17 protein-coding genes are annotated in these 22,816 nt (G+C 65.1%); 6 read left to right on the top strand and 11 right to left on the bottom strand.

Annotated features, from left to right (window positions below; all coding sequences use genetic code 11):
* Positions 1-15: 15 nt before the first annotated feature.
* Genes kdpC through BMX85_RS11270 form a run of 4 tightly spaced genes read right to left on the bottom strand, consistent with a single transcriptional unit; the run spans position 16 to position 4,641 of the window.
* On the bottom strand, positions 16-606 hold the full coding sequence (gene kdpC / locus BMX85_RS11255) for a potassium-transporting ATPase subunit KdpC (protein WP_090317190.1): 591 nt from the start codon (positions 604-606) through the stop codon (positions 16-18).
* Between the two features lie 10 nt (positions 607-616).
* The gene (kdpB, locus tag BMX85_RS11260) at positions 617-2,701 is read right to left on the bottom strand and encodes a potassium-transporting ATPase subunit KdpB (RefSeq protein ID WP_090317193.1); all 2,085 of its coding nucleotides are present in this window, start codon (positions 2,699-2,701) and stop codon (positions 617-619) included.
* Between the two features lie 33 nt (positions 2,702-2,734).
* A complete protein-coding gene (kdpA, locus tag BMX85_RS11265) occupies positions 2,735-4,552 on the bottom strand; it encodes a potassium-transporting ATPase subunit KdpA (protein WP_090317195.1) in 1,818 nt (605 codons plus the stop codon).
* The gene (locus BMX85_RS11270; protein WP_090317198.1) at positions 4,552-4,641 is read right to left on the bottom strand and encodes a potassium-transporting ATPase subunit F; all 90 of its coding nucleotides are present in this window, start codon (positions 4,639-4,641) and stop codon (positions 4,552-4,554) included. The genes kdpA and BMX85_RS11270 overlap by 1 nt, the downstream gene beginning before the upstream one ends.
* A 312-nt stretch (positions 4,642-4,953) precedes the next feature.
* Between BMX85_RS11270 and dapA the strand changes: the two genes are divergently transcribed.
* Entirely contained in the window at positions 4,954-5,895 is a 942-nt protein-coding gene (gene dapA / locus BMX85_RS11275; protein WP_090317203.1) for a 4-hydroxy-tetrahydrodipicolinate synthase, read from the top strand.
* A complete protein-coding gene (locus tag BMX85_RS11280; protein ID WP_090317207.1) occupies positions 5,892-6,446 on the top strand; it encodes a hypothetical protein in 555 nt (184 codons plus the stop codon). Before dapA ends, BMX85_RS11280 begins: the two co-directional genes overlap by 4 nt.
* Positions 6,447-6,488: 42 nt before the next feature.
* On the opposite strand, the gene BMX85_RS11285 is transcribed toward BMX85_RS11280, so the two are convergent.
* Together BMX85_RS11285 and BMX85_RS11290 are read right to left on the bottom strand one after the other, a co-directional pair.
* Positions 6,489-7,256 carry a TorF family putative porin gene (locus BMX85_RS11285; protein WP_090317210.1) on the bottom strand — a complete coding sequence of 256 codons (768 nt, stop codon included), beginning with the start codon at positions 7,254-7,256 and terminating at the stop codon, positions 6,489-6,491.
* 54 nt (positions 7,257-7,310) lie between these two features.
* The gene (locus tag BMX85_RS11290) at positions 7,311-7,583 is read right to left on the bottom strand and encodes a hypothetical protein (protein ID WP_229210390.1); all 273 of its coding nucleotides are present in this window, start codon (positions 7,581-7,583) and stop codon (positions 7,311-7,313) included.
* Positions 7,584-7,806: 223 nt separating this feature from the next.
* Here BMX85_RS11290 and BMX85_RS11295 point away from each other — a divergent pair, with 223 nt between their 5' ends.
* On the top strand, positions 7,807-9,804 hold the full coding sequence (locus BMX85_RS11295) for a DNA topoisomerase IV subunit B (protein WP_090317216.1): 1,998 nt from the start codon (positions 7,807-7,809) through the stop codon (positions 9,802-9,804).
* Positions 9,805-9,816: 12 nt separating this feature from the next.
* On the top strand, positions 9,817-12,225 hold the full coding sequence (parC, locus tag BMX85_RS11300; protein WP_373923510.1) for a DNA topoisomerase IV subunit A: 2,409 nt from the start codon (positions 9,817-9,819) through the stop codon (positions 12,223-12,225).
* Positions 12,226-12,322: 97 nt separating this feature from the next.
* Here the strand turns inward: parC and BMX85_RS11305 are convergent, their stop codons facing one another.
* The 5 genes from BMX85_RS11305 to BMX85_RS11325 all read right to left on the bottom strand — a co-directional run bounded on the left by BMX85_RS11305 (position 12,323) and on the right by BMX85_RS11325 (position 20,030).
* Entirely contained in the window at positions 12,323-12,802 is a 480-nt protein-coding gene (locus BMX85_RS11305; protein WP_090317219.1) for a hypothetical protein, read from the bottom strand.
* Between the two features lie 158 nt (positions 12,803-12,960).
* Complete coding sequence (locus tag BMX85_RS11310) at positions 12,961-14,412, bottom strand: IgA Peptidase M64 (RefSeq protein ID WP_090317223.1); 1,452 nt, start codon at positions 14,410-14,412, stop codon at positions 12,961-12,963.
* Between the two features lie 59 nt (positions 14,413-14,471).
* Entirely contained in the window at positions 14,472-15,743 is a 1,272-nt protein-coding gene (locus BMX85_RS11315; protein ID WP_090317225.1) for a cyanophycinase, read from the bottom strand.
* 85 nt (positions 15,744-15,828) lie between these two features.
* Positions 15,829-17,148 carry a cyanophycinase gene (locus tag BMX85_RS11320; protein ID WP_090317227.1) on the bottom strand — a complete coding sequence of 440 codons (1,320 nt, stop codon included), beginning with the start codon at positions 17,146-17,148 and terminating at the stop codon, positions 15,829-15,831.
* A 107-nt stretch (positions 17,149-17,255) separates the two neighbouring features.
* The gene (locus BMX85_RS11325) at positions 17,256-20,030 is read right to left on the bottom strand and encodes a TonB-dependent receptor (RefSeq protein WP_229210391.1); all 2,775 of its coding nucleotides are present in this window, start codon (positions 20,028-20,030) and stop codon (positions 17,256-17,258) included.
* A gap of 212 nt (positions 20,031-20,242) precedes the next feature.
* On the opposite strand from BMX85_RS11325, the gene BMX85_RS11330 reads away from it, so the two are divergent.
* Both BMX85_RS11330 and BMX85_RS11335 read left to right on the top strand, forming a co-directional pair.
* Entirely contained in the window at positions 20,243-21,391 is a 1,149-nt protein-coding gene (locus BMX85_RS11330; protein ID WP_090317233.1) for a succinylglutamate desuccinylase/aspartoacylase family protein, read from the top strand.
* 21 nt (positions 21,392-21,412) lie between these two features.
* Entirely contained in the window at positions 21,413-22,807 is a 1,395-nt protein-coding gene (locus BMX85_RS11335) for a YfcC family protein (RefSeq protein ID WP_090317236.1), read from the top strand.
* Positions 22,808-22,816: the final 9 nt, after the last annotated feature.

Consider the following 22,816-nt stretch of genomic DNA (forward strand, 5'->3'; position numbering starts at 1 on the left):
GGACATGCGTTGATTTTACCCCTTGTCCGGACTTGGCGCCTGATCCAAAGCCAGATTCAGCGCCAGCACATTGACCCTCGGCTCGCCGAAGAAACCGAATACCTGGGCAATCTGATGGCGCTCGATCAGCGCCATCACGTCCTTGGTTGGCAGCTTGCGGGCGGCGGCGATGCGGCCGGCCTGATAGCGCGCGGCGGCCACGCTGATCTCGGGATCGAGTCCGCTGGCCGAAGCGGTCACCAGATCGACCGGTATGGCGGCGGTGTTGGACGGATCGGCCGCCTTGAGCGCGTCGATGCGGCCCTTGACCGCGTCCAGCAACGCCGGGTTGTTCGGTCCCTGGTTGGAGCCGCTGGAGCCGGCCGCGTTATTGGGCATCGGCCCGGTGGCCGACGGACGGCCCCAGAAATACTTCGGCGACGAGAACGACTGGCCGATCAGTTTGGAGCCGACCTGCTTGCCGCCGACCTCCACCAGGCTGCCGGCCGCCTTGGCGGAAAACACGGCCGCGCCGATGCCGGTGACGGCGAGCGGGTAGGCCACGCCGCAGATCAGGGTCAAGGCGCTGAAGACGACGACGGCGGGACGAATTGCGGAAAACGACATGATGAACTCCTTAAACCAGGTTGAGCGCCGACAGCAGCAGGTCGATGGCCTTGATGCCGACGAACGGCAGGATGATGCCGCCCACGCCGTACAGCAGCAGGTTGCGGCGCAACAGCGCGACGGCGCCGATGGCGCGGTAACGCACGCCCTTGAGCGCCAGCGGGATCAGCGCGACGATGATCAAGGCGTTGAAGATCACCGCCGACATGATGGCCGACGACGGGCTGGCAAGATGCATGATGTCGAGCGCCTTCAATTGCGGATAGGTGCCGACGAAAGCCGCCGGGATGATGGCGAAGTATTTGGCGATGTCGTTCGAAATCGAGAACGTCGTCAACGAACCGCGCGTCATCAGCATCTGCTTGCCGATTTCGACGATCTCCAGCAGCTTGGTCGGATTCGAATCCAGGTCGACCATGTTGCCGGCCTCCTTGGCCGCCTGCGTGCCCGAGTTCATCGCCACGGCGACGTCGGCCTGCGCCAGGGCCGGCGCGTCGTTGGTGCCGTCGCCGGTCATCGCGACCAAGCGGCCCTCGGACTGGTAGCTGCGTATCAGTTTGAGCTTGTCCTCCGGCGTCGCCTCGGCCAGGAAGTCGTCCACGCCCGCCTCGGCGGCGATGGCGGCGGCGGTCAGCTTGTTATCGCCGGTGATCATGACGGTCTTGATGCCCATGCGGCGCAGTTCGGCGAAGCGCTCCTTGATGCCGCCCTTGACGATGTCCTTCAGCTCGACCACGCCCATCACGCGGCCGCCGTCGACCACCACCAGCGGCGTGCTGCCGCGACGCGAGATGTCGTCGACGGCGCGGGTCACTTCCGCCGGATACGGCAGGCCGAGCGCCTCGACATACTTGCGCACGGTGTCGGCCGCGCCCTTGCGGATCTCCCGGTCGCCGATATCGACGCCGCTCATGCGGGTCTGCGCGGTGAACGGCACGAACACCGCATTCAGCGACACCATCTCGCGCTCGCGCAGGTTGAACTTCTGCTTCGCCAGCACCACGATGCTGCGCCCTTCCGGCGTCTCGTCGGCCAGCGAGGCCAGTTGCGCGATGTCGGCCAACTGCTGGTCGGTCACGCCGGGCGCCGGCACGAATGCCGACGCCTGGCGGTTGCCGAGCGTGATGGTGCCGGTTTTATCGAGCAGCAGCACGTCGACGTCGCCGGCCGCCTCCACCGCGCGGCCGGAGGTGGCGATCACGTTGGCTTGCATCATGCGGCTCATGCCGGCCACGCCGATGGCCGACAGCAGGCCGCCGATGGTGGTCGGGATCAGGCATACCAGCAGCGCGATCAGCACCGTGATGGTGACCGGCGTGCCGCTGCCGCTGGCGGCCACTGAGAACAGCGAGAACGGCAACAGGGTCACGGTGACGATCAGGAAAACGATGGTCAACGCCACCAGCAGGATCGTCAGCGCGATCTCGTTCGGGGTTTTCTGGCGCTTGGCGCCTTCAACCATCGAGATCATGCGGTCGAGGAAAGTCTCGCCCGGATTGGCGGTGACTTTGACGACCAGCCAGTCCGACAGCACGCGGGTGCCGCCGGTGACGGACGAGAAATCGCCGCCGGACTCGCGGATCACCGGCGCCGATTCGCCGGTGATGGCGCTTTCGTCGACCGAGGCCACGCCTTCGATCACTTCGCCGTCAATCGGAATCACGTCGCCCGCCTCGACCAGAATGTAGTTACCCTTGCGCAGATCGAGCGCCGGCTGCGGCAGCCAGGTGGTGCCGTACTTCGGGCTGGCCAGCTTCTTGGCGACCACGGTTTGCTTCAGGCTGCGCAGCGACGCCGCCTGCGCCTTGCTGCGGCCCTCGGCCATGGCCTCGGCGAAGTTCGCGAACAGCACCGTGAACCACAGCCAGACGGTGATCGCCAGGATGAAACCGGGGCTGGTCTCGCCCTTGCCGAGCAATGCCTGCACATACAGCAAGGTGGTGATGATGCTGCCGACGTAGACCACGAACATCACCGGGCTACGCAACTGCGTGGCGGGACTGAGCTTGCGGAACGAATCGGCGATGGCCGGCATCAGCAGCTCGCTATCGAACATGCCCTGCTTTTTGACCGGTGGATTGGTGAAGATGGTCATCTCTTTTTGTATAGTCTGCGACATGATGAATCCTTATTTTGCAAACAGCTGCAAGTGATCGACCACTGGGCCGAGCGCGAGCGCCGGAACGTAATTGAGCACGCCGACCAGCGCCACCACGCCGCACAACAGGCCGATGAACATCGGGCCGTGGGTCGGCATCGTGCCGGCATTCGCCTGCAACCGGCTCTTACCGGCCAGCGATCCGGCGATCGCCAGGATCGGCACGATCATCGCGAAGCGGCCGAACCACATCGCCACCGCCAGCATGCTGTTGTAGAACGGCGTGTTGGCGGACAGGCCGGCGAAGGCGCTGCCGTTGTTGTTGGCGGCGGAGCTGAACGCGTACAGGATCTCGGAGAAACCGTGCGCGCCGGGATTGGCGATGCCCGCCTTGCCGACATCCGTCATGACGGCGATGGCCGTCCCCACCAGCACCAGCGTAGGCGTCACCAGGATGGCGATGGAGGTCATCTTCATTTCGTAGGCCTGGATCTTCTTGCCCAGGTATTCCGGCGTGCGGCCGATCATCAGGCCGGCGATGAAGACGGCCATGATGGCGAAGATCAGCATGCCGTACAGGCCCGAACCGACGCCGCCGAAGATCACCTCGCCGAACTGGATCAGCAGCATCGGGATCATGCCGCCCAACGGCATGAACGAATCGTGCATGGCGTTGACGGCGCCGCAGGAGGCGGCCGTGGTCACGGCGGCGAATAGCGCCGAGGCGCTGATGCCGAAGCGGGTCTCCTTGCCTTCCATATTGCCGCCCGATTGCAGCGCGCTCATGGCCTGGTCGACGTTGAGCGCCTGCAGCGCGGGATGCGCCTGCTGCTCGGCGCCCAGCACCACCACGGTGGTGACGACGAACAGCAATGTCATCGCGCCCAGCACCGCCCAGCCTTGGCGCGGATCGCCCACCATGCGGCCGAAGGCGAAGCACAAGCCGGCCGGAATCAGGAAAATCCCCAGCATCTGCATGAAGTTCGTCAGCGGCGTTGGATTCTCATACGGGTGCGCCGAATTGGCGTTAAAGAAGCCGCCGCCGTTCGTGCCCAGCATCTTGATCGATTCCTGCGACGCGACCGGTCCCATGGCGATGGTTTGCGTGTTGGCGGTCAGCGTCTCGGTGACCGGCTCGCCCTTGGCGTCCTTCAGCGGCTGGCCGTCGGCGCCGACTTTGGGCTGGGTGTAGGTGACCGGATCGAGCAAGGTCACTTCTTTATAGGCGGAGAAATTCTGGATCACGCCCTGCCCCATCAGGCACACGGCCAGGACCAGCGCCAGCGGCAGCAGCACATACAAGGTCGAACGGGTGGCGTCGACCCAGAAATTACCGATCGACTTGGCCGAGCGAGACGAAAAACCGCGGATCAGCGCATAGGCGACCGCCATGCCGGTGGCGGCAGAGAAGAAGTTCTGGCCGGTCAGCGCCAGCATCTGGGTCAGGTAGCTCATGGTCTGTTCGCCGCTGTAACCCTGCCAGTTGGTGTTGGCGACAAAGCTGACGGCGGTGTTGAACGACGAGTCGGGGCTGACGTTGGCCAGGCCCTGGGGATTGAGCGGCAGGAAGGCCTGCAAACGCTGAAGCGCGTAGACGGCCAGCGCGCCGATGCCGTTAAAAGCCAGCAGCGCGATGGCGTAGGCTTTCCAGTTCTGGCCTTCGGGTTTGCCGTCCTTGCCGGCGATGCCGGCGGCGCGGTATAGCAGCGCCTCGATTTTGCCGATCCAGCCCATGCCGGGGATGGCGCCGCCGTCGCCGACACGCGCAAGCAGAATACCGAGCGGGTAGCCCAGCGCGATGACGGCGGCCAGGAACACCACCAGTAAAACGGTCGATTGCAGGGTCATTATAGCTCCTCCGCTTTCAGCAGCGCCACGATCAGATACACCAGCAGGCCGGCGGCGGCCGCCGCGCCGATCACGTAGAACAGGCTCATGGCTGGCCTCCAAGCTTGTCGCAACCGGCGGCAAAGGCCACCGACGCGGCAAAGAACACCACCATCGCACCGATAAATACTATGTCCATCACACCCTCACAGGTCTTGTTTTGATAGTGGGAAGGTTAGCGGGAAGGGTCTAAAGATTTTGTAAAGACTTGGAGAGGGGGTGTAAACAAACCGTAAAAATCGATTTGCAGCCATGCGCCCACCCGCATGTTTACGGGTTGTTTACACCTGCGCCGCGACTCTTTAGAGATTTTTTACAAACGTCGGCCTAAGCTTTGAGCATTGCCACTACCTGAAAAGATCATGCTTACTTCCCTACACGGCATCTGGGTGCCGCTGGCCACGCCGCTGCGTCACGACGAAATCGATTTGGCCGCCCTGCAGAACCTGGCCGACGGCCTGATTGCCGCAGGCGCGCACGGCCTGGTGGTCTGCGGCACCACCGGCGAAGCCTCGCAGCTGGACGTCGACGAGCAGGACTCGGCGCTGGCGGCGGTGCTGGAGGTGGCGCACAAGCGCTGCCCGGTCCTGATGGGCATCGGCGGCAGCGACACCTTCGCCGCCGCCGGCAAGGCGCTGCGGTTCGACGACTCCGGGCTGGCCGGCTACCTCGTTTCGACGCCGGCCTACGTGCGGCCGTCGCAGGACGGATTGGTGCGCCACTTCGAGACGATCGCCGACGCCACCGCGCAGCCGATCGTACTCTATAACGTACCGGCGCGCACCGGCGTCAATCTGGAGCTGGCCACGGCGCGCCGGCTGGCCGTCAACCCGCAGTTCATCGGCATCAAGGAAGCCGGCGGCAGCCTGAATCAGATGACGGAGCTGGTGCGCCGCACGCCGCTGTCGATGCTATGCGGCGACGACGCGCTGCTGTTCGCCGCCCTGTGCGGTGGCGGGCATGGCGCCATCTCGGCCGCCGCGCATATACGGCTCGATTTGTACGTACGACTATATGATCTGGTTCGCGCACAGCGCCTGACCGAGGCGCGCGGCCTGTTCGACCAACTGCTGCCGGTGATCCGCCTGCTGTTCTCCGAGCCGAATCCGGCGCCGCTCAAGGCCGCGCTATCGATTCAGGGCCGCATGGGCGATGAGCTGCGGTTGCCGATGACGCCGGCCAGCACCGAATGCAAGCTCGGTATCGGCGCCGCGCTGGAGGAACTGGAAGACATCCCTGTTTATCGCTCCGAGGCGGCGGCACAACCGGCCGCGCGTATCCTGGTCGCGGCGGAGGCGATATGATCGTCGCGCTCACCGGCATGGACGGCAACCGGGATGTCTCCGACCTGGCCGAGGAACTGGCGCTGCTGCGGGTCGCGGCGGGGAATCGCGTGCTGCTGGTCTGCCCGGACCCTGGCGCCTACGATCCGCAGCTATACGATGATCTGGTGGTCGATGCCTCCCGGCCCGTGGATTGCGGCGCTTCCCCGGCCGATGCGGCGCTGGCGCGGGCAGGCGTGATCGTGGCGCTGCTGCGCCGGGAAGAATTGGAGCGGCCGAACCACGCGCCGCTGCTCGAGCGCCTGCGCGAGGCGCAACGGGCCAACCCGGGGGCGCGCGTGCTGGTGACGGTGGCACATGGCAGCGAGCCGCTGTCGGCGCATCAAACGGGGTGCGTGCTGGTGTTCGTGGCGCAGTTGCCGGGCGCGCGGCTGGCGGACATGCTGATATTGGACGAGCAAGGCGCCTATCACTCGCACCACAGCGAGTTGGAACCGGCGATGTACAAGACCGCGAACGTGCTGTGCGCGCCGGAAGTGCGGCATCTCTACAGGGAAGTATTCAACAGGTAGGCTGGATTGGCGGGCGTGGCCCGCCAATCGGGCCCTGGAGACTTAAAACACTTTACTGATCGTCAGCTGCAAAGCCGTCTTGCCGAGGAATTTACCGTTGGCCGGCGAGGCGTAGGCCGTCTTGTCGGCGTTGGTGCCGATCACCGCCAGCGCGCCGGTCACCACGCCGAAGTCCTTGGTGGCGCCGACCTTCCAGTCGGTATAGCTGGAGGCATCGTTATGCTTTACCTTCTGGTGCCCGGCGTGCAGGTTGATGGTCACACCCTCCGCCGCCGCGATGTTGGCGCCGACGTCCACGTAGCCGCTGTTTTTGCTGTCGACGAAGCCGAACAGATTGGTCACCGCGTGCGAATACTTAATATAGGCGGGACCAAAACCCAGCTGCCCGTAAATCTCGATGGTGTCGGCGTTGGCGAAGCCACGGACGTTTTTCAGGTCGTTGGACGGGTACACATAGGTCAGCACGCCGATGTCGTACGAGACCGCCTCGCTCACCTGCCCGCGCTTGCCGGCGTAGATATCCACTTCGACATCGCCATCGCCACCCGCGTCCTTGGTCCATTTGATGGTCGACAGCCAGGCGCCGGCATACACGCCGGTCGGATTATTCACGAAATCGAGGCCGCCCTGCAGCGCGGGCTTCAGGCGGGTCTGCGATATGCCGCGATAGCGGTAGTCGGAGACGACGGCCGCATTGAAGCTGGTTTCGTTATCCGGCTTGGCGGCGACGGCGGCCGGCGCATCCTCGGCACGGCCCTGGCCGCAGACGAAGGCGGCGCTGATCGCCGCGACGAGTACTAATTTGTTCATGTTGCGGTTCTTTCTTCCAGTGGTTGACAAAATTCGGCGGCGAAATCGCCGCGATCAATGGGCCGGCCGCTCGACAAAGCGGCCGAATTCGGCGCCGGGCAGCGCCTGCATCACCGCCTCCATCACCCGCGCCACCATGGCCGGGCCCACGCACAGCCACACCTTCATGCGCGCGCCATGCTCGCAGGCCTCGATGCGCATGAACTCCAGCGACTCGCCGCACAGGCGCATGACCATGCGGCGCAGCGCCGTCACGGCGCCGGTATCGACCGTCATCAGCATCAGGCAGGTGCCTGTAGCGGGGCGGGAGGTGGAAAAAGCGTGCATATCGAACTCCTGATTGATCGTTGCGATACGAATCAGCTTATCGAGGCGCCCGTAAAAACGGTCTAAAAAGTCACGCCCCCGTTGTAAACATCGTGTATAAATTGGCCCGCAGCTATTTTTTGTCCCGTTTTAGGCCTCGATCACGTCCGGTTGAGGATAGAATACGCAAACGAACGTATAAAACTGTACATAAACCCAGTATTAAAATCACAAGCTTGAACGTATGGCCACTAAAAAACCAGTTTCCGACTACAGCGAATCATCCATCCGGGTCCTCAAGGGCCTGGAACCAGTCAAGCAACGTCCGGGCATGTACACCCGCACCGAAAATCCGCTGCACATCATCCAGGAAGTCATCGACAATGCCTCCGACGAGGCGCTGGGCGGCCATTGCAAGAACATCGTCGTGACGCAAAACGCCGACGGCAGCATCACCGTCGAAGACGACGGCCGCGGCATCCCGGTCGGCCTGCACCCCGAAGAAGGCGTGCCGACGGTGGAAATCGTCTTCACCCGCCTGCACGCCGGCGGTAAGTTCGACAAGGGCTCGGGCGGCGCGTACGCCTTCTCGGGCGGTCTGCACGGCGTCGGCGTGTCGGTCACCAACGCGCTGTCCAAGCGCCTGGAGATCACCGTCTGGCGCAAGGAACCCGATGGCACCGGCCTGCACAAGCTGGCCTTCGAGCACGGCGACGTGGTCGAGCCGCTGTCCTCCGTGGTCGCGCCGCGCGACGGCAAAAAGTCCGGTACCCGCGTCACCGCCTGGCCGGACGCCAAATACTTCGATTCGCCCGTCATCTCGCAGACCGAACTTCAGCGCCTGCTGCGCTCCAAGGCGGTGCTGCTGCCCGGCGTGACGGTCACGCTGACCAACGCCAAGACCGGCGAATCGCAAACCTGGCAGTACAACGACGGCCTGCGCGGCTATTTGACCGAGGCGCTGGCGCAAGCGACCGACGGCGAGACGCTGATCCCGCTGTTCGAGGGCGCGCAGTTCGCCGGCCCGGACGCCGAAGGTTTCGCCGAGGGCGAAGGCGCGGCCTGGGTGGTGGCCTGGACCGAACAAGGCGCCGTGGTGCGCGAATCGTATGTCAACCTGATTCCGACGCCGAACGGCGGCACCCACGAATCGGGCCTGCGCGACGGCTTGTACGGCGCGGTGAAGAACTTCGTCGAGATGCACTCGCTGCTGCCGAAAGGCGTCAAGCTGCTGCCGGAGGACGTGTTCGCGCGCGTCTCGTTCGTGTTGTCGGCCAAGGTGCTGGACCCGCAGTTCCAGGGCCAGATCAAGGAGCGCCTCAATTCGCGCGACGCCGTGCGTTTGGTGTCGACCTACTCCAAGCCGGCGCTCGAGCTGTGGCTGAACCACCATGTCGACTACGGCAAAAAGCTGGCGGAGCTGGTCATCAAACAGGCGCAATCGCGCCTGCGCTCCCTGCAAAAAGTCGAGAAGAAGAAATCGTCCGGCGTCGCCGTTTTGCCGGGCAAGCTGACCGACTGCGAATCGACCGACGTCCACCGCACCGAATTGTTCCTGGTCGAGGGTGACTCGGCGGGCGGTTCGGCCAAGATGGGCCGCGACAAGGAATTCCAGGCCATCCTGCCGCTGCGCGGCAAGGTGCTCAACTCGTGGGAGACGGACCGCGACCGCCTGTTCGCCAACAACGAGATCCACGATATCTCGGTGGCGATCGGCGTCGATCCGCACACGGTCGACAGCACGCCCGACCTGTCCGGTCTGCGCTACGGCAAAATCTGCATCCTCTCCGATGCGGACGTCGACGGCTCGCACATCCAGGTGTTGCTGCTGACGCTCTTCTTCAAGCACTTCCCCGGCCTGATCGCCAACGGGAACATCTGCATCGCGCGTCCGCCGCTGTACCGCGTCGACGCGCCGGCGCGCGGCAAGAAGCCGATCCAGAAGCTCTACGCGCTCGACCCGGGCGAACTGGTGGCCATCGAGGACAAGCTGCGCAAGGACGGCCTGAAGGAAGGCGCCTGGGCGATCTCCCGCTTCAAGGGCCTGGGCGAGATGAACGCCGAACAGCTGTGGGAAACCACGATGAATCCGGACACCCGCCGCCTGCTGCCGGTGTCGCTGGGCGCCTTCGCCCACGGCGAATCGGCCGCGCGCTTCAATATGCTGATGGGTAAAGGCGAAGCCGCCGCCCGCCGCGCGTGGATCGAAGAACATGGCAACGAAGCCGAAGCCGATATTTAATTTTGAACGACTATGACTCAAGCAAATCTCTTTGACGAATCCGCGCAGGCGCCGGCGCAAGCCGGCCAGCCGCCACAGCCCCCCGTGCCTCCCGTCCCACCGCAAGGCGGCGACGGCGGCGGCCCGCCAGACGGCGGTGACGGCGGCGATGGCGGCGAAACGCTGACCCTGTCCACCTTCGCCGAACGCGCCTACCTCGATTACGCCATCTCGGTGGTCAAGGGCCGCGCGCTGCCGGACGTGTGCGACGGCCAGAAACCGGTGCAGCGCCGCATCCTGTACGCGATGAACGAAATGGGCCTGAACCCGACCGCCAAGCCGCGCAAATCGGCCACCGTGGTCGGCGACGTGCTGGGTAAATTGCACCCGCACGGCGACCAGTCGGTGTACGACGCCATGGTGCGCATGGCGCAGGACTTCTCGCTGCGCTATCCGCTGGTCGACGGCCAGGGTAACTTCGGCTCGCGCGACGGCGACGGCGCGGCGGCGATGCGATACACCGAAGCGCGGCTTACGCCGATCGCCAAGGTGCTGCTCGACGAGATCAATCTCGGCACCGTGGAATTCCAGGCCAACTACGACGGCTCGACCGAGGAACCATGCCTGCTGCCGGCGCGCCTGCCGATGGTGCTGCTGAACGGCGCCTCCGGTATCGCGGTCGGCCTGGCGACGGAAATCCCGTCGCACAACCTGGGCGAGGTCACGCAGGCGGCCGTCGCCATGATCCGTAATCCGAAGATCTCGCACAGCGAGTTGATGGCGCTGGTGCCGGGTCCGGACTTCCCGGGCGGTGGCCAGATCATCACGCCGGCGGCGCAGATCAGCGACATGTACGCCAACGGACGTGGCAGCATGAAGGTGCGCGCGCGCTGGAAGATCGAAGAGCTGGCGCGCGGCCAGTGGCAGGCGGTGGTCACCGAACTGCCGCCGGGCACCTCGTCGCAGAAGGTGCTCGAAGAGATCGAAGAGCTGACCAATCCCAAGATCAAGATGGGCAAGAAGGCGCTGTCGCCGGAACAGCTGGCGCTCAAGTCGCTGATCCTCAACTCGCTCGACACCATCCGCGACGAATCGGGCCGCGCGGCGCCGGTGCGCCTGGTGTTCGAACCGAAGTCGAAGAACCAGGACCAGACCGAATTCATGCTGATGCTGCTGGCGCATACGTCGCTGGAATCGTCGGCGTCGATCAACCTTGTGATGATCGGCGGCGATGGCCGTCCGCGCCAGAAGGGCCTGGGCGAGATCCTGCAGGAATGGATCGACTTCCGCTTCATCACCGTCACCCGCCGCACCAAATTCAAGCTGGGCAAGGTCGACGCGCGCATCCATATCCTGGAAGGCCGCGAGACCATCCTGCTGAACATCGATGAAGTAATCCACATCATCCGCAACTCGGACGAACCGAAAGCGGCGCTGATGGAGCGCTTCCGCCTGTCGGACATCCAGGCCGAAGACATCCTGGAAATCCGCTTGCGCCAACTGGCGCGTCTGGAAGCGATCAAGATCCAGCAGGAGCTGGCCGAACTGCGCAAAGAGAAGCAGCTGCTGCAGGACCTGCTCGACAATCCGGCGTCGATGAAGCGCGCCATCATCAAGGAAATCGAAGCCGACACCAAGCAGTATGGCGACGCCCGCCGCACCTTGATCGAAGAAGCGCAGAAAGCCGTGGTCGAACAGAAGGTGGTGGACGAACCGGTCACCGTCATCATTTCGGAAAAAGGCTGGATACGCGCGCGCACCGGCATCGGCCACGACGCCACGCAATTCACGTTCAAAGCCGGCGACGCGCTGTATGGCGCGTTCGAATGCCGCACCGTCGACAACCTGCTCGCCTTCGGCAGCAACGGCAAGGTGTACTCGGTGCCCGTGGCCGCGCTGCCCAACGCGCGCGGCGACGGCGTGCCGGTCACCACCCTCATCGACCTGGCGTCGGGCGCGCGCATCCAGCACTACTTCGCCGGTCCGGCCGCCACGCAGTTGATGATGGCCACCAGCGCGGGCTTCGGCTTCATCGCCAAAGCGGGCGACATGGTCAGCCGCATCAAGGGCGGCAAGGCCTTCGTCACCCTCGACGAAGGCGACGTACCGCTGCCGCCGGCGGTGGTGGCGGATGGCGCCAGCGCGGTCGCGGTGTTGTCGGCCAACGCGCGGGTGCTGGTGTTCGGCATGGACGAAATGAAGGTGCTGACCAACGGCGGCCGAGGCGTCATCCTGATGGAGCTGGACGACAAGGAGACCTTGATCGCGGCCAAGCCGATCAGCCAGAAAGGCGTGATCGTCTCCGGCATCGGCCGTGGCGGCAAGGCGCAGGAAGAACGTCTGTCGGCGTCGGCCCTGGCGGTCCACTTCGGCAAGCGCGCGCGCAAAGGCAAGGCGCTGGCGACCAAGATCAAGCCAACCTCGCTCACCCCTATCGTCTAACCGCGACGCCGGGTCGGGTAAAACCCGACCGCGGCGTTACGAATTTCTGGACGAAAAAAAAGACGGGCAAGCCCGTCTTTTTTCTATTGCGCGCTAATTAATGCTTGGCGGCGGCTTCTTTGACTTCAGCAGCCGATTTGGCTTTCACTGCGTCGGTCTTGTTGGCGGCCAGCGCTTTGTCTTCGGTAGCGTCGACGGTTGCCTTGATGGCTTTAGCGTCGGCTTTCACGGCCTTTTTGTTGGCTTTTTCTTCGGCTTTAGCGATGTTCTTTTCGCCTTTGGCCGCTGCTTTGGCTTTGTCTTCTGGATCTGCCTTGGCGATTTTTTCGTTCGCCTTAGCGGCTTCCACGTTTACTTTAGCCTGGGCTTCGTCATGGGTCTGGTTGGCTTTAGCGACGGCCTTGTTGGCTTTTTTGTCGGCTTTGGCATCAACTTTCAGCTCTTTCTGTTCAGCCTTGGCGACGTCCTTGTTGGCTTCTTGCTGTGCCTTGTTGACTTCGTTGGTCTGTGCAGGGGTTTGTGCGAAAGCTGCGGTTGCGAACAGGCCGGCGATCAGGGTAGCGATGATTTTGCTCATGATATTTCCTCTCAAGTTTAATTTGGATGCGTTCTTATCTTATTAAGGCGAGGCCTTGGGCCCCGCCTGCGTCGCGCTCTTGTTTAGAAGCGCCAGATCACGTATCCAGAATAGCAACCCGTACGGATGAGCTCTGTACGCTACCGTACTTAAACCGATTATTCGCTTTTGGGCCGGGAATAGAGGTCGATGATGGCGCTGATCCCATCCGCGCAGACGGAGCAGAACTTGTCGCTGCGGTCGAACATGATGCACTGCATCTCGGGACGGTAATAACCCTTGGCCTCGTAGTTCGCGCCTTCGAAAGCGCCCACCACATGGCGGTTCGGATCGCGCGAGAACAGCTCATTGGTGTGCTGCAGGTCCTTGTGGAACAAGGCGCTCATCTCCGACTCCGGCCGGTTGGCCTGGCGCAGCGCCACCCTCTCCTTCTGGTACGCGCGCGACGCCGCCTCGTATTCGTCCTTCTTCCACGGCGTCGGCAACGGCGTGCCGTCCTTGACGAACTTCTTCCACTTCACGTTGGCCGGATCGTGCAGCGCCGTCGCATTCGGCTCCCACGGCTCCTGGCGCGTGGCGCCGCCCGTGGCGTAGGCCACCGGCGAGGTGTAGTACTCGTCCGCCAGTCCCGCGAAGTGGTGGCCGAATTCGTGCACGAACAGGTAGTTGGCCCAATCGTTGTTGGCCGCCGCTGTGCTGAACTGGCCGAAGATGCCGCCACCGCCGTAGGTGTCGTTGTTGACCAGGATCTCGATGAATTCATACGGCGCGTTCTGCGCCAGCTCGCGCAGCGCGCGGTTGTCGGTGGTTAGCACATAACGCTCGCTGCCGAAGATGTCGTAGCGGGTGCCCAGCGGCGACGCGTGGTGCACGCCGGTCGATGGACGCGACACGCCCGATTCCTGCGTCGGCAAGGCCAGCGCCCAGACATTGAAGTCCTTGGCGCGTTCCTTGAACGGCGAGGTGTTGAACAGGTGGTCGGCGAGCCGGAGCGCGGTCGCCTCGAACTTCTTCATCTCGCCGGCCGTGTAGCCGTCGCCGAGGATCAGCAGGTCGACCTTGTCCTTCGACGGGCCGTTGACGCGGATGCCGATCGGCTTGGCCGGCGCGGGCGCCGGCTTGCGCACCACGTCCATCGCGTCGGTGTCGACGCTGGTCGTCCACACCACGGAGAAGGCGCCGCGCTCGTCGCGCTTGAGGATGCGCACCTTCACCGGCTTGTCCGGCTTAGGGAAGCGCACCGACTCCTGGAAGCCGCGATTGGTCTTGCCGGCTTCCTCGGTACTGGCCCACTCGGCGAAGACGGTCGAAAAACCGCGCGAGTACAGCACCTTGCCGGATGCGGCGTCGGCCACCTCCACCAGGTTGTTGCCGCGATTGGTGTCGTCCAGGGTGCGGCGCATGTCGCCGGGCCATGGCAGCGGCTCGATCACCACGCGCTCCATCGCGTACTGTTCGTTGAGGGCGTTGCCGCTGTGGATGTAGTCGAGGCGGACGGTGGCCGGCTGGGCGTCCGGCGCCGGGGCGGCAACGGCGGAAACGGCGCCTGCGGACAGCGCCGACAAAAACAGCGCGGCGATCAAGCCTCGGGAGCGTGCAAAGAGTGTCATGGGATTCCTGGCGGTCGGTTGAAAACGTGCCCGCTATTTTAATCCCGCCGCGCCCCGGACTAGTTTTTCCGCGTCGTCAGCGACTGTCCGATGTCGAGCGGACGGATATCGAGCCGGACGTTGAGGATCGAATAGCTTTGCGCCGCCGACGACGCCGACGCGTAGCCGACGCTGTCGCGCGTTTTGCTGAAGGTGAACTGGAAGCCCAGCTCCGGCAGCAGCGACTGGGGACCGCTGGTGGCGATGCCGATCGCCTCGACGCGGCGGTTGACGATCAGGCTTTCCATCAGCTCCACCACGGCGTTCCTGCCCAGGATATCGGGCGAGAACACCGGCTGGTGCAGCACCGCGTGCTCCGCCCGCAGCCGTCCGCCGGCCTTGGCCTCGGACGGCGTGAAGATATGCGAAGCCAGGTCGTAGCGGTCGCCCCGGTCCAGATAGCTGATCACCGCGTTGGAGACATTGAAGCCGGCGCTGGCGCTATCGGTGGTGGCGCGCGACAGGTCGATCAGCAGCGCGCCCTTGTGGCCGACGATTTCCACGTTGCGGCGGCTGTCGACCACCATCGCGGTGTTCTCGTCGATGCCCAGTCCGAACTTGTAGCCCTTCTTCAGCATCGCCGGGATCATGCGGGCGAAGCGTCCGCGCACCAGCAGGTGCTGGTCGACGAAGACGTCGTCGCCGATGAAACCCAGGCCGGGCGCGATCTCGCGGCCGTCATTGACGCCGCCGCGCAAGGTGCCGAACACCGATTGGGGCGAATAGAACATGGTGCTGCTCATGATGGCGGCGCCGGCGCTGTCGCCGGCCACCACGCCGCCGTTGCGGTAGACGTCCCACACCGCCTCCAGCACCGCGCTGCGGCTGCCGTCCTCGCGCACCAGCGCCTGCGTGATGCGGGACTGGTCGCCACCGGAGAAGAACACGCCGCCGGCGCCGCGCACGGCCGCCGCCAGTTCGGCATCCTCGGCCACCCGGCGGAAATCGCTGCCGTCCAAGCGCACCGCCAGCGGCACCACGAAGGCGGCCGCGCCGTAGGCATTGAGGCGTTCGGCGATCCGGTCTCCCGTCCTCTGCGGATCGGCCGCCGCCGACGGCAGCACGGCGATGCGCGCGCCCGGCCCGCCCGCCAGCGCGACGATGCGCTGCCAGACGTCGGCGTTGTCGCCCCGCAGACCGCCGCCGATGATCACCAGCGCCCCCTTGGGAGCGGCCGGCGCCGGCTTGGCCGCCGGCAGCGTCGCCGCCAGGCCGGCGGCGCCCTGCAGCGGAACGGCCAGCATCAGAACCGCCCCGATCAGGTGCTTCAACATGATGCCCGGTGTGCGCATGATGGCCGACTCCCCAAATAAAAAGGGACGGCGCTTGGAGCCCCGCCCCTTTCGCCGTCCCTTTCAATATAACCCGATTTGCCCGCTACCGGTACCGGTAAAGCGGCTGCTGGAGCTGGATCGGCCGGATATCCATCCGCAGCTTGAGCACCGAATACGCCTCCACTTCGGTGGAGCTGTAACCGACGCTATTGATGGTTTTACTGAAGCGGAACTCGAAGCCGATGTCCGGCGCCGAGTCGCGCGGATTGCCGAAGGCGATGCCGATGGCCTCCTGCTGGGCGTTGTCGATCAGGTTGACCATCAGGTCCAGCACCGCGTTGTTGCCCAGGATGTCATTGGTGAAGACGGTGCCGCGCGTGTCCGGCTGGTTCGGATCGAGCTTGTTGTCCGCCTTGTCGGCCGACGGCGTGAACTCGCGCGTGACCAGGTTGAATTTGTCGCCCCGATCCAGATAACTGATGGTGGCGTTGCTGATATTGAAACCCTTGATGCCGCGGTCGGTGATCGCCGCCGACAGATCGAGCAGCAGCGCGCCGCTGTAGCCGATGATTTCCACGTCGCGGCGGGCGTTGACCACCATCGCGCTGTTCTCGTCGATGCCCAGGCCGATCTGATACCCTTTTTTCAACATCACCGGGATCATGCGGGCGAAGCGGCCGCGCACCAGCAGGTGCTGGTCGACGAAGACGTCGTCGCCGATGAAGCCCAGGCCCGGGGCGATCTCGTTGCCGTCGGTGACACCCTGTTTGAGCATGTCCAGCGTCGCCTTGGCGTCGTAGAACATGGTCGTGCTCATGATGGCCGCGCCGGCGCTGGAGCCGGCCACCACGCCGCCGTCGCGGTACACGTCCCACACCGCCTCCAGCGCCAGGGTGCGCGAGCCGTCCGGGCGCACCAGCGCCTTGGTGATGCGGGCCTGGTCGCCGCCGGTGAAGTAGATGCCGGTGGCCGAGTGGATCAGCGCCACCACCTCCGGGTCCTCGGCGGCCTTGCGGTAGTCGCTGTTGGGCAGCGTCACGCCGAGCGGGATGAAGAAAGCCTGGGCGCCATATTGATTGAGTTTGTTAACCGTGTTCTGCGCCGATTTTTCCGGATTGATCGAGGCCGAGCCGAACACGCCGATGCGCGCGCCACGGCCGCCGGCCAGCTGCACGATGCGCTGCCAGACCTCCGCGTTGTCGGCGCGCAGGCCGCCGCCGATGATCACCAGGTTGCCCGCCGGCGGCGCCAGCACCGGCTTGGGCGGCGGCACCGCCTTGGCCGGCTTGCTGGCCTTGGTCCCCGACTGCGCCTTGGCCGACGACGTGGCGGCCGCTCCCTGGGCCGCATGCGCACTGACGCCGGCGAACACCAGCAGCCAAAGCAAGCAAAGGCGCTGGAACGTTGAACCTGTAAATTTCATGTTGCCCTTCCAATGATGAAACCGGCGCCGGGGCTTGCGCGCGGCGCCGTGGTAATACAGATGATACCAATCAATTACTTAAGCATGTATTACATTGTGGAGGGCTTTCATTTGAAGGCGTAGCTGGCGCTGGCGAAGAAGCGCCGGCCGCGCGGATCCGTGTAGGTCGGATCGTAGCCGGACAGGAAGAAGTAGGCCTGGTTGGAGAACGGCGGCGACCTGTCGAACAGGTTCTGGATGCCGGCGCGCAGCTTGAACGCCTTGTTCACCTGCCAGGCGCCCGACAGATCCCACAGCGAGTACGAGGTCACGTGGTTCGGCGCCACCACCGTGCCGTCGTCGGTGTTGATGGCCGAATTCTGGTCGTGGTAGCCGCTCGAGAAGGTGTTCGACAGCGTGGCCGAATACGGTCCCTTGTCCCAGTCGAAGTTGATCGTATGGCGCCAGCGCTGCACCACGCCATCGGTGACGAAGCGTCCCAGGTTGCTCACATACGGGTCGCCGACGTCGTTCTGGATCTTCGACGTGAGCACATAGGTGCCCGACAGGCGCCCGCCGAAATTGCCGGCCCAGGTGCGCACGCCGTTGTAGTCGAGGATCACGTCGATGCCCGAGGCCTTTTGCGCGCCGCGGTTTTCCTTGCGCAGTTCGATGTAGTCGATCGCGCCGTCCTCGTCGCGGTGCACCAGGTTGCCGTACTTGGCCAGGTTGCCGAGGATGATGTCGTCGCCGATCTCGCTGATCAAATCGGTGCGCTCGATGTTCCAGTAGTCGATCGTCATCGACGCGTTTTTGGAAGGCTGGATCACCATGCCGGTCGAGAACTGGCGGCTGCGCTCGGGCTTGAGGTTGGCGTTCGAATAGCGGCGCGTGCTCCAGTTGTCGGCGCAATCGGCCAGGGTCGCGTCTTCCACGGCGCAGGCCACCGGATCGGGCAGGGTGGCCGTGACGCTGTAGATGTTGGCGCGATACAGGTCGGTCATCGACGGCGCGCGGAAGCCGCGGCCGGCCGAGGCGCGGAACAGCATGGTCTTGGTCGGCGTGTAGCTCACGCCCACCTTCGGACTGGCGGCGCCGCCGACCACCTGGTAATGGTCGTAGCGGGCCGACAGCTGCGCCTCCCACTGTTTGGTGAACGGCAGCAGCAGCTCGCCGTACACCGCCTTGACCTTGCGGCTGTTGCTGTAGGCGCGCTCCTCCTCGGGGGCCGCATCGTTGTTGATGTTGTCGCTCAACAGCAGCTCGGACGGCGTATAGCTGGTGCGCTCGCGGCGGTACTCGCCGCCGACGGCCAGCGCGGCGTCGCCGCCGGCCAGCGCGCCGATCGCGTGCGACAGCTTGAAGTCGACCGAATCCATGGTGCCGCGCGCGCGCCGGGCGACGTCGTCGACCTGGATGCTGTTGAGCAGGTCGATGCCGGCCTGGCTCGACGGCCCGAACGGGTTGATCAAGCCGTCGGAGATCCCCTGCAGCATCTTGTCCTTCAACAGGTAGCCGTGGGTGTCGCGGTCCTTGATCTTGTTGACGCTGTGGTTGACGCCGACGTCATAGTCCCAGCCGTTGGCGGTGCCGGTCAGGCCGACCACGTAGCGCTGGCTTTCGCTGGTCAACTCGGTGGCGCGGCGGCCGGCCTCGTTCATGCGCATGCGCAGGCCGACGGTGACCGGCGCGTCCGGGTCGGCGTCCTCCTCCGGCGACAGCGTGAAGCCGGCGAAGGCCGGAATCTTCTTGTAGTCGATCTCGGCGTCGTCGGCGCGCGCGCCCGAGCCGATGTACCAGGTTTTCGAGCGGCTCAGCGCCACCTCGGCGTACAGCTGGCTGTTCGGCGTGATCTGCAACACGCCGCGCGTGAGCAGGTTGGACTTGTCCGACTTGGGGAACAACTCGGTGTCGCGCATGTAATCGTAGGTGCAGGCGTCGACGCCGCCGATGCCGGCCGGCAGGTACAGGTTGGCCGGCGCCGCGCACGTGGGCACCGACGGATTGATGGTGCGGTTGGTGATCGGCTTGCCGTTGACGAGGAAGTTCTGTTCCTGCAGCTCGTCGCGCTGGGCGCTGGAGAGGCGGATGTTGGCCGGCGACGTGTAGCCCGACAGCAGGTGCGGCAGGCGCTCGGGCACGCGCAGGTCGCCGATGAATTCACGCTGCGAGGTGCTCAGCGCGTTCGATTTCTGCACGTCGGCCACGGCGAACACGTTGAAGCCGTCCTTGGCCAGGTCGCCGAAGCCGGCCGTGATGCTGGCCTTGCGCTTGCCGGCGCCGCCCTCGTCGGTCTTGAGGCCGTAGGCGTTCAGTTCCACGCCCTGGTAGTCCTTGCGGGTGATGAAGTTGATTACGCCGCCGATGGCGTCGGTGCCGTACAGCGCCGAGGCGCCGTCGAGCAGCACTTCGACGCGCTGGATGGCGGCGGCCGGGATGTTGTTCAGATCGACGCCGGCGTCGTCGCCGGGCGAGGCGAAGTTGGCCATGCGGCGGCCGTTGAGCAGCACCAGGGTCGACGAGGTGCCGATGCCGCGCAGGTTGGCGCTGTTGAAGCCGCGCTGGTCGCCGCCGACGTTGATGCTGGCGCCGTCGGTCAGGCCGCCGACGTTGGCCGACAGCCGGGCCAGGATCTCGGAGGCGGTGGTCACGCCCACCTTCTCGATTTCCTCGCGGGTGATGACCTGCACCGGCAGCGCCGTTTCCGCCTCGATGCGCTTGATCGCCGAACCGGTGATCTCCACCCGGGGCATCGGCTTGGCGGCGGGCGCGTCGGACGCGGACGCGTCCTGCGCCAGGGTCAGGCCGGGTTGGCCGAGCACGCCGATCACCGCGCCCAGACCGATTGCGCGGCGCACCGAGCGCGCCATCGTGGAAATTCGCATGCCGTGCAATTCAGCCATAAATTCTCTCTCCGCGGGTGGTTATGTTATATGTAAATAATTCCAATCAACTAACTGTACGCAGTTCGCGCGGAAAACTCAAGAAAGCGCGTCCCGATTCGGGCCGAACGATTTACTTTGTGAAAATAGTGCTACATACTCAAGCACCAAAGCACGCGCCAAGCACCGTTACGCCCATCGCCGCCACCGTCAACCTTCCCTGCCAGACCATCATGCACGTACAAAAACACCCCCTTTCCGGCCCGCACAGCAGCACCGCCTTCGAACTGACCAGTTTCCACTTCGGCACCCCCGGCGCCGGCAAAAAGGTCTACATCCAGGCCTCGCTGCACGCCGACGAGGTGCCCGGCATGCTGGTGGCGCAGTTCCTGCGCCAGCGGCTGGCCGCGCTGGAAGCGGCCGGCCAGGTCGCCGGGGAAGTCATCCTGGTGCCGGCGGCCAACCCGATCGGGCTGGCGCAGGCGATCCACGGCGCCGCCTTCGGCCGCTTCGACCTGACCACCGGCGTCAATTTCAACCGCAATTACAAGCACGTGTTCGAGGACCTGAAAAAATCGCTCGACGGCCTGCTCGGGCCGGACGCCGACGCCAACGTGCGCCTGATCCGCGCGCACGCGCGCGCCTCGATCGCCGAGTGGCGCCCGTCGACCGACGCCGACACGCTGAAAAAGGCGCTGATGACGATGGCGGTCGACGCCGACATCGTGCTCGATCTGCACTGCGACAACGAGGCGGTGATGCACATCTACGCCGGCACGCCGCTGGCCGCGGCCATCGCGCCGCTGTCGGCCCTGATGGGCGCGCACGCGCTGCTGCTGGCCTACCAGGCCGGCGGCGAACCGTTCGACGAGGCGTGCAGCCGCCTGTGGTGGGACCTGGAGCGCCACTTCGAGGGCAAATATCCGATTCCGCCGGCCTGCCTGTCGACCACCGTGGAGCTGCGCGGCGAGATGGAGGTGAGCTACCAGCTGGCCGAGAAGGACGCCGCCGGCCTGCTGCGCTTCCTGGTTCTGAGCGGCGTGCTGCTCGACGACGGCAGCGGCGCCGGCGCCGCCGCCATCGCCGCCGCGCCGCTGCCGGTGCCGCTGTGCGAGGCCACGCCGCTGGAAGGCGTCGAGCCGCTGTACGCGCCGCACGCCGGGGTGCTGGTCTACACCCGCGACCTGGGCGAGCGCGTCGCGCCCGGCGACGCCATCGCCGATCTGATCGACCCGGTCAGCGGCGAGACGACGGTGGTGCGCGCCGGCGTGGCCGGCGTGTTCTTCGCCCGCAGCGCCCACCGCCACGTGCTGCGCGGGATGAACATCGGCAAAGTGGCCGGCGCGCAGGCCTACCGCGCCGGCGATCTGCTGAGCCAATAACCAGAACGACAACGACGCCCCATGACCACCAAAAAATTCAAACTGCCGCACACCTTCGTCCTGCTGTTCATCATCCTGGCGCTGATCGCCACCGCCACCTGGCTGGTCCCGGGCGGCAAATACGACACCCACCTGGTCGACGGCAAGCAGCTGATCGTGCCCGACAGCTTCCACTACGTGCCGAGCGCGCCGCAGGGCGTGGTGGCGCTGCTCAAGGCGCCGATCAAGGGCTTCGTCGAGGCGGCGCAGATCATCGGCTTCGTGCTGATCGTCGGCGGCGCCTTCGCGGTGCTGCAAAAGACCGAGGCGGTCGACTCGATGATCCGGGCGCTGGCGCGCGCGCACAAGGATTCGGCGTTCATCCAGAAGGCGCTGATCCCGGTGTTCGTCACCCTGTTCTCGCTGGGCGGCGCCACCTTCGGCATGAACGAAGAGGCCATACCGTTTATATTGATTTTCGTGCCGCTGGCGCTGGCGCTGGGCTATGACACCATCACCGGCGTCTCGATCCCGTTCCTCGGTTCGCAGGTGGGCTTCGGCGCCGCCTTCCTCAACCCGTTCAACGTCGGCATCGCGCAGGGCATCGCCGGCGTGCCGGTGTTTTCGGGCTGGGGCTACCGGCTGATCGCCTGGACCATCGCCACCGCCGTCACCGCCGCCTTCCTGATGTGGTACGCGGCGCGCGTGAAAAAGAACCCGCAACTGAGCCCGACCTACGCGCTCGACCTGGACAAGCGCAAGGAGCAGCCCGAGGGGCTGGGCGAACTGCACGGCATGACGGCGCGCCACAAGCGCGTGCTGTGGATCTTCGCCGGCTCGCTGGCCATCATGGTGGCCGGCGTGGTGCACTACGGCTGGTACATCGACGAAATCGCCGCGCTGTTCCTGACCATGGGCGTGGTCATCGGCCTGGTGGGACGGCTCGACTCGGGGCAGATCGTCGACGGCTTCATCCAGGGCGCGCGCGACCTGGTCGGCACGGCGCTGGTGATCGCGCTGGCGCGCGGCACGATGATCCTGGCGCGCGACGCGCAAATCATCGACACCATGCTGCACGGCCTGACGCCGCTGGTGCAATCGTCCAGTCCCATCTTCACGGCGTGGAAGATGTTCGGCATCCAGACGGTGATCAACTTCTTCATCCACTCCGGCACCGGCCAGGCCGCGCTGACGATGCCGATCATGGCGCCGCTGGCGGACCTGGTGGGCGTGACGCGCCAGACCGCGATCCTGGCGTTCCAGTTCGGCGAGCTGACCACGCCGATGATCCCGACCTCCGGCATCACGGTGGGCGTGCTGGCGCTGGCGCGGGTGCCGTGGATCACGTGGGCCAAGTGGATGATCCCGCTGCAGCTGATCTACGCGGTCATGGCGCTGGCGCTGCTGGTGCCGCCGGTCCTGATGAATTGGCAATAACCCCCGCGG

This window comes from Duganella sp. CF517 (genome assembly GCF_900110275.1).
GTDB lineage: Bacteria > Pseudomonadota > Gammaproteobacteria > Burkholderiales > Burkholderiaceae_D > Rugamonas.

What these genes read in the sequence shown, in the direction of transcription:
- kdpC (WP_090317190.1), bottom strand. Translation starts at nt 606, where the DNA reads ATGTCGTTTTCCGCAATTCGTCCCGCCGTCGTCGTCTTCAGCGCCTTG.
- kdpB (WP_090317193.1), bottom strand. Translation starts at nt 2,701, where the DNA reads ATGACCATCTTCACCAATCCACCGGTCAAAAAGCAGGGCATGTTCGAT.
- kdpA (WP_090317195.1), bottom strand. Translation starts at nt 4,552, where the DNA reads ATGACCCTGCAATCGACCGTTTTACTGGTGGTGTTCCTGGCCGCCGTC.
- BMX85_RS11270 (WP_090317198.1), bottom strand. Translation starts at nt 4,641, where the DNA reads ATGAGCCTGTTCTACGTGATCGGCGCGGCGGCCGCCGCCGGCCTGCTG.
- dapA (WP_090317203.1), top strand. Translation starts at nt 4,954, where the DNA reads ATGCTTACTTCCCTACACGGCATCTGGGTGCCGCTGGCCACGCCGCTG.
- BMX85_RS11280 (WP_090317207.1), top strand. Translation starts at nt 5,892, where the DNA reads ATGATCGTCGCGCTCACCGGCATGGACGGCAACCGGGATGTCTCCGAC.
- BMX85_RS11285 (WP_090317210.1), bottom strand. Translation starts at nt 7,256, where the DNA reads ATGAACAAATTAGTACTCGTCGCGGCGATCAGCGCCGCCTTCGTCTGC.
- BMX85_RS11290 (WP_229210390.1), bottom strand. Translation starts at nt 7,583, where the DNA reads ATGCACGCTTTTTCCACCTCCCGCCCCGCTACAGGCACCTGCCTGATG.
- BMX85_RS11295 (WP_090317216.1), top strand. Translation starts at nt 7,807, where the DNA reads ATGGCCACTAAAAAACCAGTTTCCGACTACAGCGAATCATCCATCCGG.
- parC (WP_373923510.1), top strand. Translation starts at nt 9,817, where the DNA reads ATGACTCAAGCAAATCTCTTTGACGAATCCGCGCAGGCGCCGGCGCAA.
- BMX85_RS11305 (WP_090317219.1), bottom strand. Translation starts at nt 12,802, where the DNA reads ATGAGCAAAATCATCGCTACCCTGATCGCCGGCCTGTTCGCAACCGCA.
- BMX85_RS11310 (WP_090317223.1), bottom strand. Translation starts at nt 14,412, where the DNA reads ATGACACTCTTTGCACGCTCCCGAGGCTTGATCGCCGCGCTGTTTTTG.
- BMX85_RS11315 (WP_090317225.1), bottom strand. Translation starts at nt 15,743, where the DNA reads ATGCGCACACCGGGCATCATGTTGAAGCACCTGATCGGGGCGGTTCTG.
- BMX85_RS11320 (WP_090317227.1), bottom strand. Translation starts at nt 17,148, where the DNA reads ATGAAATTTACAGGTTCAACGTTCCAGCGCCTTTGCTTGCTTTGGCTG.
- BMX85_RS11325 (WP_229210391.1), bottom strand. Translation starts at nt 20,030, where the DNA reads ATGGCTGAATTGCACGGCATGCGAATTTCCACGATGGCGCGCTCGGTG.
- BMX85_RS11330 (WP_090317233.1), top strand. Translation starts at nt 20,243, where the DNA reads ATGCACGTACAAAAACACCCCCTTTCCGGCCCGCACAGCAGCACCGCC.
- BMX85_RS11335 (WP_090317236.1), top strand. Translation starts at nt 21,413, where the DNA reads ATGACCACCAAAAAATTCAAACTGCCGCACACCTTCGTCCTGCTGTTC.